The 17748-nt window shown below is 67.0% G+C and carries 8 protein-coding genes; 2 read left to right on the top strand and 6 right to left on the bottom strand.

Translation table 11 applies throughout. The features are described 5' to 3' along the window. Nucleotides 1–10: 10 nt before the first annotated feature. Both H5J31_RS09515 and H5J31_RS09510 read right to left on the bottom strand, forming a co-directional pair. A complete protein-coding gene (locus H5J31_RS09515; protein ID WP_181772113.1) occupies nt 11–250 on the bottom strand; it encodes a hypothetical protein in 240 nt (79 codons plus the stop codon). Between the two features lie 55 nt (nt 251–305). Beyond that, nucleotides 306–1811: a carboxylesterase/lipase family protein gene (locus tag H5J31_RS09510; protein ID WP_181772112.1), complete on the bottom strand. Its 1506-nt coding sequence runs from the start codon at nt 1809–1811 to the stop codon at nt 306–308. 209 nt (nt 1812–2020) lie between these two features. Here H5J31_RS09510 and H5J31_RS09505 point away from each other — a divergent pair, with 209 nt between their 5' ends. After that, a complete protein-coding gene (locus H5J31_RS09505) occupies nt 2021–2587 on the top strand; it encodes a dihydrofolate reductase family protein (RefSeq protein ID WP_181772111.1) in 567 nt (188 codons plus the stop codon). 30 nt (nt 2588–2617) lie between these two features. Here H5J31_RS09505 and H5J31_RS09500 read toward each other — a convergent pair whose 3' ends face one another. The 4 genes from H5J31_RS09500 to H5J31_RS09485 form a co-directional block, all read right to left on the bottom strand. Then, on the bottom strand, nt 2618–3343 hold the full coding sequence (locus tag H5J31_RS09500; RefSeq protein WP_181772110.1) for a dienelactone hydrolase family protein: 726 nt from the start codon (nt 3341–3343) through the stop codon (nt 2618–2620). A 73-nt stretch (nt 3344–3416) separates the two neighbouring features. After that, complete coding sequence (locus H5J31_RS09495; RefSeq protein ID WP_181772109.1) at nt 3417–4940, bottom strand: nucleobase:cation symporter-2 family protein; 1524 nt, start codon at nt 4938–4940, stop codon at nt 3417–3419. A 182-nt stretch (nt 4941–5122) separates the two neighbouring features. Continuing rightward, complete coding sequence (locus H5J31_RS09490) at nt 5123–6244, bottom strand: serine hydrolase domain-containing protein (protein WP_328701442.1); 1122 nt, start codon at nt 6242–6244, stop codon at nt 5123–5125. A gap of 31 nt (nt 6245–6275) precedes the next feature. Beyond that, nucleotides 6276–9140, bottom strand: coding sequence for an nSTAND1 domain-containing NTPase (locus H5J31_RS09485; RefSeq protein WP_181772108.1), 2865 nt, complete (start codon nt 9138–9140; stop codon nt 6276–6278). Between the two features lie 259 nt (nt 9141–9399). Between H5J31_RS09485 and H5J31_RS09480 the strand changes: the two genes are divergently transcribed. Further along, nucleotides 9400–17664, top strand: coding sequence for a SpvB/TcaC N-terminal domain-containing protein (locus H5J31_RS09480; RefSeq protein WP_328701441.1), 8265 nt, complete (start codon nt 9400–9402; stop codon nt 17662–17664). Nucleotides 17665–17748 lie beyond the last annotated feature (84 nt).

Genomic DNA, 17748 nt, shown 5'->3' with positions numbered 1-17748 from the left:
CCGTGGACGGTCAGTCCGACCAGCCCACGACACCCTCGTACTGGAAGTTCCGGTAGCCGCAGCCGATCCAGGTGACCAAGTAGCCCTCGGCCCTCTTCTGCTGGGCGAGTTGTGAGCCGGCCGTCTCGCATTGCGACCGGGTGGGTCCGGTGACCGTCTGCTGGTAGTACCTCGTCGAGGCAGACGCGGGAGTGGCCAGGGAGAGCGACACGGCGGCGACGGCCGCGGTCGCTGCTAGTTTCTTCAACACCCGGGCAGCAAAGCACCTCGGATCCAGGATCTCTGAGGGTATTTACCGCGACAAGTCAGCTGCCGCCGAGCAACGGCAGCGCGGAAAAGGTGTGGTCGCGCCAGATCCGCCGGGAGGCCTCTTCCGGGTACGGCGTGACCTCCGGTCGGATGTCGAAGAGCCGGGTGAGGCGTTGTTCGATGTCGTAAGGGGGCCAGCCGGGATCTCCGTGGGTGGCGAACGCCGTCCACGCGGCTCGCATCTGGGCGGACAGCGCCGTCGCCTCGGCCGCGGGGCTCTCGCCGATCAGCGTCGCGGGCAGGCCCTCGGCCAGGTTGCCGAACACGAGTGGCACGTCGAGACCGTGGCAGGCGCCGAACGCGCCGCCCATACCCGGTGCGGGCCAGGTCAGCTCGGAGAAATGGACGCGGCCACCCGCCATGAGCTGCGCCTCGGCGAGGTGGAGTGTCGGCATCCGGAACAGCCAGTCGGAGTTGACCAGTTCGTACAGCTCGTCCGGTCCGGCGGCCGGAAACCCGTCGCGGTACCGGAGTGGGCCGTCCGGGCCGGGGGCGAAGATCTCCAGCGCGGTCGCCGCTTGCTCCGGTGTCACCTGACCGAGTGTGCCGTCGAGAGCGGTGAACAGCCGCTGTTCGTCGCGGGTGTGGCCGGCGAGGAGTTCGATGTCCTTGCCCGCGCCGTCGGCCAAGGCCTGCCACGGGGTGACGGGCAGGACGTCCCCGTCGACGACCGGCGCGAACGGGATCGTTCGATGCGCCGCCTGGCCCCACCTTTCCGTCCAACGGCCGATTTCGCCGGTGACCGCGTCACCGGCGGCGGACAGCAGGGCCGGATCCACTGTGGACAGATCGGCGACGGTGGGACGCAGCCCGAGTTCGTCGGCGCAGGCCGCGGCGATGTCGGCGGCGAGCGCGTCGGTGAAGAACGTCCCCGGCACGCTCTGCGCGACGGCCCGATGGAAGAGCCCGGCCGCACGTGGCATCGCGAGCAGTGCGGCGACCGATCCTCCGCCTGCCGACTGGCCGAAGACCGTGACCCGGCCGGGGTCGCCGCCGAAGGCCCGGATGTGGTCACGCACCCATTCCAGCGCCGCGACCTGGTCGAGGAGGCCGCGATTGGCGGGCGCGCCCTCGACCCGCGCGAAACCCTCGATCCCCACCCGGTAGTTGAGCGTCACCACCACGACGCCGTCCCGCGCGAGCCTGCCACCGTCGTACTCGGGGAGGCCTGCCATGCCGATCGCGTAGGCGCCGCCCTGGATCCACACCATGACCGGCAGATTCGCGCCCGGGCCGGGTTCCGGTGACCAGACGTTGAGCGTCAGCCAGTCGTCGCCGACGGAGTCTCGCGCCAGCGCGTCCATGCCGAACGCGCCCGCCTGCGGGGGCGGCGGGCCGTAGGAAACGGCTTCCCGCACCCCGTCCCAACCCCGTACCGGCCGCGGTGCGGCGAACCGCAGAGCGCCGACCGGCGGCTCAGCGAACGGGATGCCACGGAAGACCGCCACACCCGCCTCGCTTCGGCCGCGCAGTTTTCCGGCTTCGGACTCGGCAACGGTCATCGCGACTCCCTCTCGGTACCGCGATCATCCGCGTCGCACCGGGTCGAGGGCCAGCCATTTACCGGCCAGGCCGACTGCATACATCGAGATCACTTATAGGAGCGGCAGAATCTTGGCATTGGACGTCATGAGAGCGGCAGGCCACGATGACAGCAGTGCAGCGCCAGGCTCTCAAAAGAAGATGCCGCGCGGATACCAGGAGGACAGTCATGCGAAGGCTCGTAGTCCAGCAGTGGGTCACCGTCGACAACATCGCCGCGGAGGAGGACGGCGGGCTCGGCTTCGTGTCGGTGGAACCCTTTTCCGAGAAGAGCGATCCCGCGTTCAAGGCGAGCGTGATGGGGTTCATCGACTCGGTCGACACGATGATCCTCGGCGCGAACACCTACGCCCAGTCCAAGGACTACTGGCCGCATGCCGAGGATCAGGGCGAATACGGCAAGAAGCTCAACAGTCTCACCAAGTTCGTCGCCTCGTCGAAGCTGGACGACGCCCCCTGGGGCGACTTCCCCGCCGCGACCGTGACACGCGACCCGGCCGCCACGATCCGCGAACTCAAGGAGCAGAGCGGCAAGGACATCTGGTTGTGGGGGAGTCTGACGCTCATGCACTCGCTACTGGCCGACGGCCTTGTCGACGAGGTCAGGCAGCTGGTCTGCCCGGTGACGCGGGGCAAGGGAACGCGCGTTTTCGCGGATCGCCAGGATCTGAAGGCGATCGAGGCGACCTTGTTCGACAACGGTCTGACGCTGCTGCGTCACGAGGTCACGAAGTAAGGGGAGGGCCCGGCCTTCCGCCATGTCGGCTCACTCCGTTAGGGGCAGGCATTCGGTGAGGAGGTCGACGACGTCGCGCCAGGCCCGCTGCGCGTGCAGTGGGTGGTAGCCGACGCCGGGGAGCACGGCTTGATCGACCGGGGGGTGGTGGAAGGCGTGCAGGGCGCCGCCGTAGACCGTGAGGCGCCAGTCGACACCGGCGGCCTGCATCTCCGCGGTGAACGCTTCCCGTTGGGCAGGGGGCATGATCGGGTCTTCCGAACCCACTCCCGCCCACACCGGGCAGCGGATGCGCGCCGCCTCACCCGGCCGTCCCGTGGTCAGTCCGTTGACCGTTCCGATCGCGCGCAGGTCGACACCGTCGCGTCCGAGTTCCAACGCGATCGCGCCCCCGGTGCCGTAGCCGACGGCGGCGATACGGTCGGGATCGGCCCGCGGCTCGGCGCGCACCACGTCGAGGGCCGCGTGGCCGATCTCCCGCATCCGGCCGGGGTCGGCGAGCAGGGGCATCACGTACGCCAGCATCTCCTGGGGGTCGGTGAACCAGCGCCCGCCGTTGAAGTCGAAGGCCAGCGCCACGTATCCCAGCTCGGCAAGGGCGTCGGCCCGGCGTCGCTGGAAATCGTTCAGCCCCGTCCCCTCCGGCCCGACCAAGACCGCCGGCCTGCGGTCGGTACCGGCCGGGAGCGCGAGGTGGCCGATCATCGTCAGGCCGTCGGCCGGGTATTCGACCGTGCGCGTGGTAACCGTCGACATGAGCAGGACACTAATGATCGCCGGGCCCTTCGTGGCCGGTGTTCACCGACGGCGGACAGCTCGCCTTGCCGCGTCAGTGCCCTTCCGGTTCGGCGCCGATCCGGTACTGCACCGGTTTGCCGTCCGCGTCCCGCACCGGGACGGGGTTGCCTTCGGCGTCGACGATCTTGCCGTCGACGATCTTGTCTCCGTTCTCCAACTGGGAGAAGGCTTTGAGGTCGGAGTAGTCGATCACCCGGGTCGCCGTCGCGAACACCGACGGGTCGGTGCCCGCCTTGCCCGGCTTCAGATGGTTGAACACGAGGTTCAGCACGACGGCCATGAGCGCGGCCGAGCTGATTCCCGAGTGGAAGATCGTGCCGACCCACGCCGGGAAGTGGTGGTAGAAGTCCGGCGCCGCGATCGGGATCATGCCCAGCCCGACGGAGGCCGCGACGATGACCAGGTTCAGGTTCCCGTTGTAGTCCACTTTGGACAGGGTCTTGATGCCGGACGCCGCGACCGTGCCGAACAGTACGAGGCCGGCACCGCCCAGGACCGGGTAGGGGATCGCGGTGACCACCCGGCCGAGCACCGGGAGCATGCCGAGGATCAGCAGGACCACCCCGCCGGCGGTCACCACGAACCTGCTCCTGACCCCGGTGATCGCGACGAGACCGACGTTCTGGGCGAACGCGCTCTGGGTGAACCCGTTGAAGATCGGCGCGATCGCCGAGGACGCCATGTCGGCGCGCAGTCCGTCGCCGATCCGGCGTTTGCTCACCTTCGTTCCGACGATCTCTCCCACCGCGAGGATGTCTGCCGTGGTCTCGGTCAGGGTCACCAGCACGACGATGAACATCGACACGATCGCGGCGACGTCGAAGGTCGGCATCCCGAAACCGAACGGGGTCGGTACCGCGAAGATCGGGCCGTCCCAGACCTTGGAGAAGTCGGCCTTGCCGAGTACGGCGGCCAGCGCGGTGCCCACCACGATCGACAGGAGGATCGAGAGCCGCGAGATCGCCGGGACGGCCACTTTGCTGAGCACCAGCACGATCGTCAGGGTCAGCGCGGCCAGCCCGATGTTGGAGACCGAGCCGAAGTCCGCCGCCTTGGTGTTGTTGCCCATCGCCCACTGTGCCGCGACCGGCATCAGGCTGAGCCCGATCACGGTGATGACCGTCCCGGTGACGACCGGCGGGAAGTACTTCACCAGCCGCGAGAACACCGGCGTGATGAGCAGGCCGAGCACCGACGAGGCGATCACCGAGCCGAACACCGCGGGCAGTCCGCCATCGGCCACGATCGCCGTCATCGTCGCCACGCCGGCGAAGGAGGTGCCCTGGACCAGCGGCAGCCGGGAGCCGAAGAAGGGCACGCCGTACGACTGGAGGATCGTCGCCAGCCCGCCGATGAACAGGCACGATGCGACGAGCAGCCCGATTTCCGCGGGCGATACGCCCGCGGCACCACCGATGATCAAGGGCGGCGCGATGATCCCACCGTACATCGTCAGGACGTGCTGGACGCCGTAGGTGAGGTTCTTGCCGATCCCCAGCCGTTCATCCTCGGGCCTGCCGGCCGCGCCCTCCTCGGCCTGCGTCCTCTTCACCATGGATCCACCTCTCGGTAGAAGCGAGCGATGCCGGGCAATTTCAGTCTGCGGAGGTTAACTTCCACATAGCAGAACTAGCAAGACCGAATGTGGTGTCACGGACTCGTCCCGTGATCGACGACGACCGGGATCGGCGCGCACGTCCTTGCGCGGCTCGACTGCGAGGAGTCTCGCGAGCCCTTTCAAGGGGTGCCGCAAAGCGCGGAGTCGATCACCTGGATGCGGGTCGTCGTGCCTTCGGCTTGGACGAAGGCGTTGGTCACCAGTGCCGCGTGCCGGCCATCGTCGGTGGCGAAGGTCGCGGACGAGTGACCGGTGGCGGTATCGCCGACGTGGCCCCACGCTTGCGCGCCACAGGAAAGGTCGAGCCGGATCAACCCGAGGCCGTAAGCCATTCCAGCAGGCGCACCGGGAATGGGGACCGTCGCCCGCAGCTGGGCCAGGGTCGTCGGCGAGACGAGCTCGCCGTCGACGAGCGCCCGCATGAACGCGGCCATGTCCCGCTCGGTCGAGGCGATGGCTCCCGCCGTGGCCCATTGGGACAGTTCCCAGGCGAAGGTCCGGTCGAACCAGAAGAAGAACGGGCCCGACCGGCCGCCGACGTAGCCGGGCAGATAGGGCGTGGCGAGCTGCCGGTCACCAGGACGGGGATAGGTGGTCCGAGTCAGGCCGAGCGGTCCGATGACCCGGGTGGTGATCGCGTCGCCTGCCGACACGCCGGTGATCTGCTCGATCAACAGGCCCGCCACCAGGAAGTTGACGCTGGAATAGCCCCAGCCCGTACCCGGCGGGAACTGCGGCGGGTTGGCCAGGCCCGCTCGGATCGTCTCCCGCAGGCGATAGGTGCCGTCCGGATCGGCCTGGGGCTTGCCGAGGTCGTTGGAGATGCCGCTGGTGTGCTGCAGGATCTGGCGCACGGAGATCTTGGTGCCGTCGTAGCCGTTTCCGTCCACCACCCCGGGCAGATATCGCTCGATCGGCGCGTCCAGGTCGACCTTGCCCTCGTCGACCAGTTGCAGCACGACGACTGCCGTGAACGTCTTGGTCTGACTGCCGATACGGAACTGGTCATCGGAAGTGAGAGGCCGCGGGGCGTTGACGTCCGCGGTCCCGGTGCGCACCTCCCACGAGTGGGTGCGGTTGCCGGCGTGGACGGCTGCGCCCGGCCCGGCGCCGGCCAGGTAGCGATCGAGCACCGCCTGGGTGTCGGCGTGGTCGGCGACCGGTGCCGCCTGCGCGGTCGCGGGCATCGCCAACGCCACGGCGAAGACCACCAGCAACGGTAGGACGCGGTTTCTGCTCACGCTGCTCTCCTGACCGTCCCGCCCACGATGGTCATCGGGACGGGCAAGGTGGGTTGTAGGTGACGCCGGGGAAGTACTGGTTCCATTCGGCGGGGGTGATCCGAGTGCGGACCTGGTCGCAGGCGTGGGCGATGAGCTCGTCCGTGTCGGTGGGCGTGATCCGGGCCGAGCGATCCCAGCCGCTGGTGGCCAGGGCGCGTCCGTCGGGACGGAAGCTCACCGACCACACACCGGTGACGTGACCGGTGAGAACGGTCTGTTCGCGGGGATGGAGTGGATCGGTGATGCTCCAGAGCCGCGCGGTGGTGCCGCCGCTGGTGGCGAGCGTGCGGCCGTCTGGGCTGAAGTCCACGCCGAAGAGGCCGCTCGTGTGGCCGGTGAGGGTGGCGAGTTCGGCGGGTTCGCGAGGATCGGTGATGTCCCACAGCCGGGCGGTGTTGTCGTTGCCGGCGGTGGCCAGCATGCGGCCGTCGGGACTGACCGTCACTCCGTACACCGCGCTCCCGGTGTGTGCGGTGAGCGAGGCGAGCTGGACAGGGCGGCGCGGTTCGGTGATGTTCCAGAGCCGGGCGGTCTGGTCCTCGCCGGCGGTGGTCAGGGTCCGTCCGTCGGGACTGAAGGCCGCGGAGTAGACCACGCTGGTGTGACCGGTGAGGGTGGTGAGTTCGGTGGGGCGGCGAGGATCGGTGACATCCGACAGCCGCACGGTGCCGGCGAAACTGGTGGTGGCCAGGGTGCGGCCGTCGGGACTGAACGTGACTCCGTACACCGCGTTGTTCGCGTTGGGGATGGCGGCGAGTTCGATGGGCTCGCGAGGATCGGTGATGTCCCACAGCCGGACGACGTTGTCGCCGTTGGCGGTGGCCACGAGATGACCGCGGGGGTTGAAGTCGACCCCGAAGACCGTGCTGGTCGCGTTGGGGATCGAGGCGAGTTCGGCGGGGACACGAGGTCCGGTGACGTCCCACAACCGCACGGTGTGATCCCCGCTCGCGGTCGCCAGAACGCGCCCGTCAGGGCTGAAGTCGACCGAGTAGACCTCGTGTGGCTGGTTGATCAACGTCGTGGCCAGGGTGCTGATCAGGCTTTCGCGGGTTTCGGTGGTGGGTGCCAGACGATGGGCGGTCAGCCCGAGCTGTGCGGCCAGCTCCTGGTTGGTACGGAACAGTTCGGTGGCGTCGACGGCCACGTTCCTGGCGATGGCGGCGTTGCGTTGTTCGGCGATGGCCGTCCGGGTGTGGACGGCGTAGACCGTGGCCGTCGCGGCGAGCAGGAACAGCACCGCGAGCAGCGCGACGAGTTGACGCAGGCGCCGGGTACGGCGCTGGGAGGAGGCTCGTTCGTTGGCTTCGGCTTCGAGACCTTCGTCGAGAAAAGCGCGTTCTCGCGGGGTGAGCCGGTCGGGCACGGAGTCGGCCCAGTCACGGGCGATGGCCAGTCGGGTGCCGCGGTAGAGGGCGCCGGGGTCGCGGTCCAGACCTTCCCACACGGTGGTGGCGTCAGTGAGCTGGCGGTGCGTCCGCAGGCCTTCGCGATCTTGGGTGAGCCATTCGGTGAATCGGGGCCAGTGCCGGATGAGGGCTTCGTGGACGATTTCGATGCCGTCGTGGTCGAGGGTGATCAGCCGGGCTTGAGCCAACTGGTCGAGCACCGCGACGGCGTCGCCGTGCTCGAGGTCGAGTTCGCCGCGGTCGAGGCGGCGTTTGGTGTCCTCGGTGCCTTCACCGAGGGCGACCAACCGGAGGAACAGGTGGCGCGCCCACTGCTGCCGGCTTTCGCTCAGGGCGGTGTAGGTGTTTTCCGCGGTGTGGGCGATGGCTCCGGCGATGCCGCCCGTCTCGAGGTATCCAGCGAGGGTCAGGGCGTTGCCGCGACGGCGGTGCCAGGTTTCGCGCAGGGCGTGCGAGACCAGCGGCAGCACGCCGATCCGGCCGTCTGCCTCGGCACAGAGCGTGGCTTGCAACGCGCTTTCGACCGAAAGACCCGCCAGTGACGCGGGCCGGGTGATCACTTCACGGAGCTCCGGTGTCGTCATCGGCCCCACCAGCACCTGCGCCTGCTGCAGCACCTCGACCAGGTGCGGGTACCGGCTGCAGTGACCGTAGAAGTCCGCGCGCACCCCGAGCACCACCCGCAGCCGGCTGCCGTCCGTGGTGGTGGCGGTGACGAGCAGGTCGAGGAACCGGGCTCGTTCGGCCGGGTCGGTGCATTGGGTGAAGATCTCCTCGAACTGATCCACCACCAGCACCAGATCGACACCGGCCGGGTGATCGGCCAGCCCCTGGCGGACCAGCCGGTGCACCGCTCTGGCGTCACCGGACAAATCCGCGACGAGCTGGGTAGCCGTGGTTTCGGTGAGAGGACTCAATGCCAGGGCGCATTCCTCGATCGGATGCGCCTTGGGAGTCATCACCGAGACAGGCCACGCGTGTTCGGCGATCGCGGGCAGGAGTCCGGCCCGTAACAACGACGTCTTGCCCGCTCCCGAGGCGCCCACCACGGCGACGAATCGGGAGTCGAAGATCCGCGCGCGGATCTGTTCGATCAACTGATCGCGACCGAAGAAGCGGTCGGCGTCCTGGGGCTCAAAGGCGCTCAATCCGACATAGGGCGCGCCCTGTTCGCCTTTGACGGACCGCGATTCGGGCTCGGCCAGCTCGGCCGCGACCTCGCGCCAGCGCCGTTCCCAAGCCGCGGTGTCCCCGTCGCAGGCTTGGACATAGGCCAAAGCCACCGCCAGGCTGGGCAATTTGCGCCCGCCGGCGGCCCCGGACAGCGCGGCGGTCGAGTAGTGCGTACGCCGGGCGAGCTCGCGATAGCCCGGACTGCCCGCTTTCTCCCGTAATCGCCGGAGATCCGCGGCCCAGCGCAGCAGCGGGCCGTCCCCCGAGCCCAACGGACGCTCCCCACGCCCCACAAGCCCACCCCTCCGGTCGAAACCCGGTCTGAATTGTTCACATCTGGTTGTTAACCGTCCACCCTCCGGCACTTAACAACCTGAATCCGTTACGCATATCACCGTGGCCTGCGCCGACACCGGTGCCGTCGGCTTTCACTCGCGTTCGTCTATTTCAGAGGGGGTCGGGGGCATGTCTGTCCTCATGTGGACTCGTGGTCCTGTTCGGCTTCGCCGTCAGGGTGCGACTCTGGCCGTGGTGCTGGCATTGGTGGCGGGGATCGCCGCGGCCGCGGTGCCGTCCGGAGTGGTGAGCTCGGCGGGAGAGGGCGCTGATGGCGCGGTGACGGCGCCGGAGCATCCGGAAGGGATGTCGTTCGATCCGAATCAGATCAAGGACATCAAAGCCGCCGATCCGGGCGCCGGGGTGAACCTGATCGCACCACCGTCGGCGAACAACGCGGGTGACGCGCGGCTGTCGTATCCGCTTGAGGTGCCCAAGGGCCGGGCGGGCCTGGAACCGCGGCTGGCGGTCACCTACGGCTCGTCGAGCGCGAACGGGTGGCTGGGTGTCGGGTGGGACATCGCCACTCCGGCGATCACGGTGGACACCCGGTGGGGCGTTCCGCGCTACGACGCCGACCTGGAGACCGAGACCTACCTGCTGGCCGGTGAGCAGCTCACGCCCGTCGCCCACCGGGGCGCCTTGCAGCCGCGGACAGCGGAGAAGGTGTTCCACGCCAAAGCGGAGAGCCGGTTCGACCGCATCGTCCGGCACGGGGACAAACCGGCGAACTACTGGTGGGAGGTCACCGACAAACAGGGCTCGCGCACGGTGTTCGGTGGCGCGGAGAACACCACACTGACCGATGCCTCGGGGCGTGTGGCGACGTGGGCGGCGCGCGAGGTCCGTGACACCAACGACAACGTGCTGCGCTACCACTACGCCCGGGTGGAGGACGGCGGTACCGAGAAGTCGACCGTGCCGGGTAGCAACCTGTATCCGCGGCGGATCACCTACACCGGCCACGGTGCGACCGAGGGCAAATACTCGGTGACGTTCCTGCGGGACCGGGACCGGGGCGAGCCGCGCCGCGCGGACGTGCAGATCGATGCCCGCGGCGGGTTCAAGAAAGTGACCGCGGACCTGCTCCGCCGGGTCGAGGTCAAGCTGGACGACCAGCTGATCCGGGCCTACGAGCTGAATTACCGCGCAGGGGCGTTCGCGAAGACGTTGCTGGCGTCGGTGTCTCAGTTCGGTGAGGACGACAAGCTGTTCAACACCCACACGTTCGACTATTTCGACGAGGTGCGTGACCAGGCGGGCAACTACACCGGGTTCGCTGACGCCGCCGGGTGGTCGGTCCCGGATGACGACCTCGGCGTGAACATCCGTGAAGGTGAGGCGAGTGCGATCTCGGCGAACACCTCCGTCGGGTTCGGTGCGCACTTGTTCGCCGGCTACAACGTGCAGGGCCTGCCGGTCAAGCAGGGTGGCGTCGGACTGAAGGTCGGGTTCAACGCCGGCCAGTCCGATGGTCTGTCGGCGCTGATGGACGTGAACGGCGACAACCTGCCGGACAAGGTCTTCCGTAAGAACAACGACGTCTACTTCCGCCCCAATCTGAGCAACCCGGGGGGTGAACCGAAGTTCGGTGACACTCCGATCAGGTTGCGCGACCTCCCGGGGATCTCGACCGAGCGGACGTTGTCGGGCACGATCGGTGTCGAGGCGTTCGTCGCCGCTATCGCCGCGCAGTTGGACTTCGTGGGGACCACGACCACGTCGGATCGGTTCTTCAGCGACGTCAACGGTGACGGCATCACCGATCTGGTCGACAACGGCGGCGTGTTGTTCGGCTATCTGGACGCCAACGGGCAGCCCGCTTACAGCGCTGATTCCAGCCGCACTCCGGTGCCGGTCGGCGGTGGCGCGGTGACCGGCGAGATCGTCGGTGACCAGACAGCGCAGTTCAACCAGCAGGTCGACAACTCGCCGCTGCTGGACTCGGTGCGCCGCTGGGTCGCTCCCTTCGACGGCACCGTCCGCGTCGACGGCCGGGTGCAACTGACCACGGATCCTTCGCCCGCGCGCGCCGCGTACACCAAAGCCGACGGTGTGCGGGTCACCATCCAGGCCAAGGACACCGAACTCTGGGCGCAACGCATCGGCCCGGACGACCACACCGAGTTCACTCCGGCCAATGTGTCGGCGATCGCGGTGAAGAAGGGCGACGCGCTCTACTTCCGCACACAGTCCATTCTGGACGGAAAGTACGACACGGTGGCGTGGGATCCGACGATCACCTACACCGACCTCGCGGCTGGCACGGACGTGAACGGGTTGGCGAACACCGTGTTCCGTGCGTCGTCGGACTTCACGCTAGGCGGCCGCTCGTCGCAGGTGATGGTGCCCGTGACCGGCAAGCTTCGGCTGACCGGCGACGTGGTCAAGAGCAAGGCGACCTCGGACGACGTGACCGTGGTGATCACGAAGGGCAACGGGGTGCACGCCCCCGCGGAGGTGTTCCGCAAGGTGCTGCCCGCCGCGTCGACCGGGACCACCAAAATCGACCTGAGCCTCCCGGTCGGCCAATTCGAAAAGATGTCATGGCAGATCAGGACCGATTCCTCAATCGACGTCTCCGCAGTGTCCTGGGTACCGAAGGCGCACTACACGGAGGCGCCGGGAGTGGAGTCACTGGTCGACGACAAGGGCCAGCCGACCCTGGTGATCAGCCCGCCATTCGATGTGGACATGTACCCCGCCAACACCCTCACCGCGCCCCAACAGACCCACAAGGTGACCAAGACCGGCAAGCTGCGGGTCCGGCCGAGCGTGGAGTTCACCTTCGGCAGTCTGACCGGGACGACCAAGATCGCTTTCACCGTGAAGAAACGCGGCGGGCAGTTGCTGGGCAAGCGGGTCGTCGACATCGTCAACGGGCAGTACGGCTCACCCGGCCAGGACCTGGACGTGGTCGTCCCCGTCACCCAGGGCGACGAGCTGATCTTCGACCACTCCACAACGGATTCCAATCTCCTCGGTATGGTCTCCGATCAGTCGGCGGAGGTCAGCTACGACCTCTCGTCGCCATGGCCGGCGTTCACCCCGGCACCGAGCGCGATGCACGGCTCCGCCCCGCAGGGAGCGTTCCCGCAGCCCTACCGCGGCTGGGGTGTGATCGGTTATCAGGCCAACCGTGACCGCGCCACCCAGCCCATCAAGCAGGCCGAACTCGCGATCGACCAGAGCTTCAAGAACGCCCTTCCCAAGGAACCCAAGGAAGCCGACATCCCAGGGTTCGCCGCGAACCCCCGGATCCCCATGCCCCGGCTGGCGATCTTCGCTCCGAACCCGGCCAAGGGCGGCTGGGCCGCGCAGGACGAGTCGTCCTGGTTCACCTCCACCATGGCGACCAGCTCCCGGCTCGGCGCGGACACCATCGACGTGGTCACCGACGCCGATGTCACCGGTGACCGCACGGTGATGCGTCGCGGCGTGACCGGTCAGGTGTCCGGCACGCTGTCGGCCGGTCCGTTCGGGGGCACGGTCGTCGGTGGGATCACCGCGGGTTCCGTCGACTACGTCGACCTCAACGGTGACCGCTTTCCCGATGTCGTCGGCGCCAAGGAGATCCAGTTCACCGACATGAACGGCGGGCTCGGCGCCCGGCGCGGCACGCTCGGCGGCAACGTCCGCGAGTCGGACAACGTGTCCGGCAACGTGTCGTACTCCGCCGGCAGCGAGTCGGCCACCCTTGCCAGCGCACAGGGTCTGGCCGCCCCGGAGGCCGGGAGCAGCAACAACACCGCCACCTCCGGTCCGGTGCAACCGGCACTCGGGATCGGTGGCAGCGTCGGCGGCGGCGAGTCCGACACCCGCGTCGACCTCGTCGACATCAACGGCGACGGTCTACCGGACAAGGTCTTCGCCAACGGCGACGCCCAGCTCAACCTCGGCTACAGCTTCGCGGCCAAGGAACCCTGGTCGGCGGGGCCGATCAACGACGCCTCCACTCGCAACCTCGGCGTCAACCTCGGTTTCAACATCGATAACTACGGCTTCGCCGGGGGATTGTCCGCTGAACTGGGCACTTCGATCACCAACGCGAGCATGCTCGACGTCAACGGCGACGGTCTCACCGACCGCGTCTTCACCGACGGCACCAATCCGATCAAGGTGGCCATCAACACCGGCACCGGCTTCACCGCACCCACTCCGTTCCGCGGCAGCTTCGCCGACATCGCCGTGGACAAGAACGCCACCCTCGGGGCGGGCGTCTACTTCACCTTCCCTGTCCCCACTCCGGTCGGCACGTTCGTGTTCAACCCCGGCGTCAACGCTTCCACCGGCATCGGCCGCGCCGAGATCGGCCTGCGTGACGTCAACGGCGACGGCCTGGCCGACCATGTCAAATCCACCCGGGACAACGAGCTGCTGGTCGCGGTCAACAAGACCGGCCGTACGAACCTGCTCCGCACGGTGACGCGGCCGTTGGGTGGGAGGTTCGATCTGGATTACACCCGTACCGGAAACACTCAGGCGCTGCCCGAGTCCCGCTGGGTCCTGTCCCGCACCAGCGTATCCGACGGTCATCATGGCGACGGCGCTGACACCCAGCTCACCACCTATCGTTACGAGCAGGGGAAGTACGACCGGCTCGAACGCGAGTTCTACGGCTTCGGCAAGGTCGTCACCGAACAGCGCGATCCTGGCGCTGCCGAGGCGCTCTATCGCTCGACCACTGACGAGTACCGCACGGACGGTCCGCATACCCGCGGATTGCTTGCTCGCACCCTCAAGACCGACGGTGCGGGACGGCCGTTCACCGAAACCGTCAACACCTATCAGCTCCGCGACACCGCACCAGGCAGTGCGTTCGCCGCATTGTCCCGGGTGGACAAGCGCTTCTACGAAGGTGCGGAGAAAGCGGGCAAGTCCACCTACACCGAAATGTCGTATGACGACTTCGGCAACCTGATCCGCTCGTTCGACGCCGCGGACGAGGGTGCCGCCGACGACGTGGAGACCACGTACGGCTACACCGCGTCCGACCCCGCTTGCCGGGCGCGCAACCTGACAGGTACCGCCAACCTGATCAAACAGCGTGGCACCGCCGGCGGCACCGTGTCGCGGCACCGCGAATCCACAGTCGACTGCGTGACCGGTGCGGTGCGGCAGGTCCGCGCGTATCTCACCGACACCACCTCGGCCGACACCGACCTGGAGTACCACCCGGACGGGAACCTGAAATCGGTCACCAAGCCCGCCAACCGGACTGGTCAACGGTCTCGATTGGACTACGGCTATGACACCGTCGTCAGCGTCCACATCGAATCCATCACCGACAACTTCGGGCTTCGGTCCGGTGCGACACACAACCTGAAGTACGGGCAGCCTGACCGCACCACCGACCAGAACGGCCAGCAGGTACTGAGCTCCTACGACAGCGTGGGTCGTTTGGACACGGTCACGGGGCCATACGAGATCGGGTCGGGCAAGACCACGATCGACTTCGACTACCACCCCGAAGCAACCGTTCCCTATGCCACAACGCGTCACCTTGATCGCGATGCCACCGGAGTCCGCGAAGACACGATCGACACCGTCACGTTCACCGACGGCCTGAAGCGCGTCCTGCAAACGAAGAAGGACGCGTCGGTCGCGGACAACCCTGGCGACACACCTGAACAGGTCATGACCGTGTCCGGGCGGGCGAAGTTCGACTTCGTCGGCCGAGCGGTGGAGACCTACCACCCCGTGACCGAGGCCAAGGGCGACGGCAACACGAGCTTCAATGCCGCCTTCGACACCGTGGCGCCCACCCGGACCTCGTTCGACGTGCTGGACCGGCCGGTCAAGACGGTCGCACCGGACGAGGTCAGGACCGCCATGGCCTACGGATTCGGATCCGACCGCGCCGGTGTCACCCGGTTCGAAACCATCGCGACCGACGGCAACGGCAAACAGAAGCGCGGCTACACAGACCTGCGGGAGAAGACCACCGCGGTCAAGGAGTTCAACCCGGCCGGTGGACAGCCGGTCATCTGGACCAGCTACGGCTACGACGCGCTCGGGCAGCTCACCACCGTGGTGGACGACAAGAACAACACCACCCGCTCCGAATACGATGTCCTCGGCCGCCGCACCGTGCTCGACAGCCCCGATGCGGGCCGCACCGAGACCCGCTTCGATCTGGCGGGCAACCCGGCTACGAAGATCACCGCGAACGGTAAGCAGGTCGAGTACGACTACGACCACAGCCGTCTCATCGCGGTCCGTTACCCGACCTTCCCGGCCAACAACGTCACCTACACCCACGGTGCACCCGGTGCGCCGGATAACGCCGCCGGCCGGATCACCGAGATCCGCGACGCGGCCGGGACCCTCACCCGCGGCTATGGCCCGTTGGGTGAGACCACCCGGGAAACCCGCACCATCAAGATCGCCGGGCAGGCGGACCGCGGCTACACCACCAAGTGGCGCTTCGACGCCTTCAACCGTGTCCTGCAGATGACCTACCCGGACGGCGAACTCCTCCGCTACGACTACGACGCAGGCGGTCAGGTCACCCGCGCCACCGGGGCCAAGAACGGCACCGATTACATCTACCTCGGTCGCCTCGACTACGACAAGTTCGGCCAGAAGGTGCTGCAGCAGGCCGGGAACGGGGTGCGCACCACCTACACCTACGACCAGGCCGACCGCCGGCTCGCCACTCTGAAGTCGAGGACACCCGGTGCCACCGAGTTCCAGAACCTCGGCTACACCTACGACAACGTCGGCAACATCACGAAGCTGACCAACAGCACGGCACAGAACCCGACGATCGGTGGTCCGGGCAGTCAGACCTTCGGCTACGACGACCTGTACCAGCTCACTTCCGCCAGCGGCCAGTACACGACCAAGAGCAACCAGCAGGACAAGTACACCTTGGCGCTGGGCTACGACTCCATCCACAACACCACCAGCAAGACCCAGCACCACGAGATCACCGGTACCTCCACTCAAGCGGTGTCGCTGACCCGTGGGCTGACTCCTGTGTCGCCGGCCGGTGGTGGCGGGGGGAGCCCGGCGTCGCTGGGCCCGCTGTCGGTCGGGCCGATCGAGCCGGTGGAGGACCCGGCGAACTCGGCCGAGGTCCAGGACAAGACCACCTACGACTACAAGTACGACTACGGCAGCGGGAAACCACACGCGCCGAGCAAGGTCGGCCCGATCACCCAAACCTACGACGCGAACGGCAACCTCACCGACACGGTGAACACGGCGGCCGGCGAGGCCAAGCGGCGCCAGTACGTGTGGGACGAGGAAAACCGACTCGCCTGCAACCAGGACACCGCCACTGCGACAGTCCCTCAAACTCCGGCGGGTTGCGCCGACCCCACCGTCGGCTACACCTACGACGCGGCAGGCGAACGCGTCATCAAACAGGGCGACGGACTATCGCTCTACCCCAACCGTGGCTACAGCGAACGTAACGGCACCGGCTTCAAGCACATCTTCATCGGCGACAGCCGCCTCACCACCAAAACCGTCGCCGCCGCTGGTCCTGAAAACACCCAGTCCTACTTCCACGCCGACCACCTCGGCTCGTCCGGCTACGTCACCGACAGGCAAGGCAGCGTCACCGAGCACCTCGAGTACATGCCGTTCGGGGAAACCTGGGTGGAGGAACAGACCGGCCAGAGCGGTACGCCGTACAAGTTCACCGGCAAAGAGCTCGACGAGGAAACCGGCCTCTATTACCACGGTGCCCGTTACTACAACCCGAGAACGCAGCTCTGGGCGAGTGCGGACCCGGCGCTGTCCGACTTCATGTCCGGATCCAAGGACGCAGGCGGCATCGCCAACCCCCGCAACCTCGCCACCCATGCCTACGCTCACAATAACCCCATCAAACTCGCCGACCCCACCGGCAATTCTCCTGTCGACAAGGCTCCCGCTTTCGACAAGCTTGTGAGCTTTATGACGAAAGAGATGGTCGATAACTCCAAGGGGAAACACATGACGGAGTTGAGGGGTTTAAACAGCAGTATGGAGATCGAGAACAGAGCTGCAGCGTATGGTAAATTCATTGACCTTGTTCGGACGAATGGCGCATGGGATCACAAGCGTCAAATACTCCTATTGATTCACGGAGATGGGGCCGGATTTGGCGGCGCAGAAGAGGACCAGGGGCGAATTCTGAACCACGACGGACTGCTGCGTAACGATGCCTGGTCAAATATTCATTTCGGATACGTCGGCACTGAAGCCGGATTCAGCTCGCTGGAGCTACTGGGGGGAGCTGATGTGATTGACTATATGGAGAATGGTGAAACATATGCTGCGGACCAAGCCGCGATCCGATTTGGCATTAGTCTCCGCCACAAGTATCGGCCCGACCAACTTACTCCGGAGATTCTGAAAAAAGAGCTCATGGCCAACTATCAGAGTTTTGTAGATGCCGGAGTAATTGCGCCGCCGCCTCCTATTCAGCAGTGCACGCGACCAAAGGGAGAGCGGACAACGTGCTAACACAGCGGCGGCCCAGGGTAATCGTTAGCTTGCCTTGGGCCGCCGCAGGAGATCGGTTGCGCTCGGCTACCGGCCGACTCGTCG

Origin of the sequence: Amycolatopsis pittospori (genome assembly GCF_013870525.1) — a bacterium.
GTDB lineage: Bacteria > Actinomycetota > Actinomycetes > Mycobacteriales > Pseudonocardiaceae > Amycolatopsis > Amycolatopsis pittospori.
This window is presented reverse-complemented; position numbering and strand designations above follow the sequence as displayed.

Excerpts from the sequence above, each read along its gene's own strand:
- H5J31_RS09500 (WP_181772110.1), bottom strand. The coding sequence starts at position 3,343 with ATGTCGACGGTTACCACGCGCACGGTCGAATACCCGGCCGACGGCCTG.
- H5J31_RS09495 (WP_181772109.1), bottom strand. The coding sequence starts at position 4,940 with ATGGTGAAGAGGACGCAGGCCGAGGAGGGCGCGGCCGGCAGGCCCGAG.
- H5J31_RS09510 (WP_181772112.1), bottom strand. The coding sequence starts at position 1,811 with ATGACCGTTGCCGAGTCCGAAGCCGGAAAACTGCGCGGCCGAAGCGAG.
- H5J31_RS09505 (WP_181772111.1), top strand. The coding sequence starts at position 2,021 with ATGCGAAGGCTCGTAGTCCAGCAGTGGGTCACCGTCGACAACATCGCC.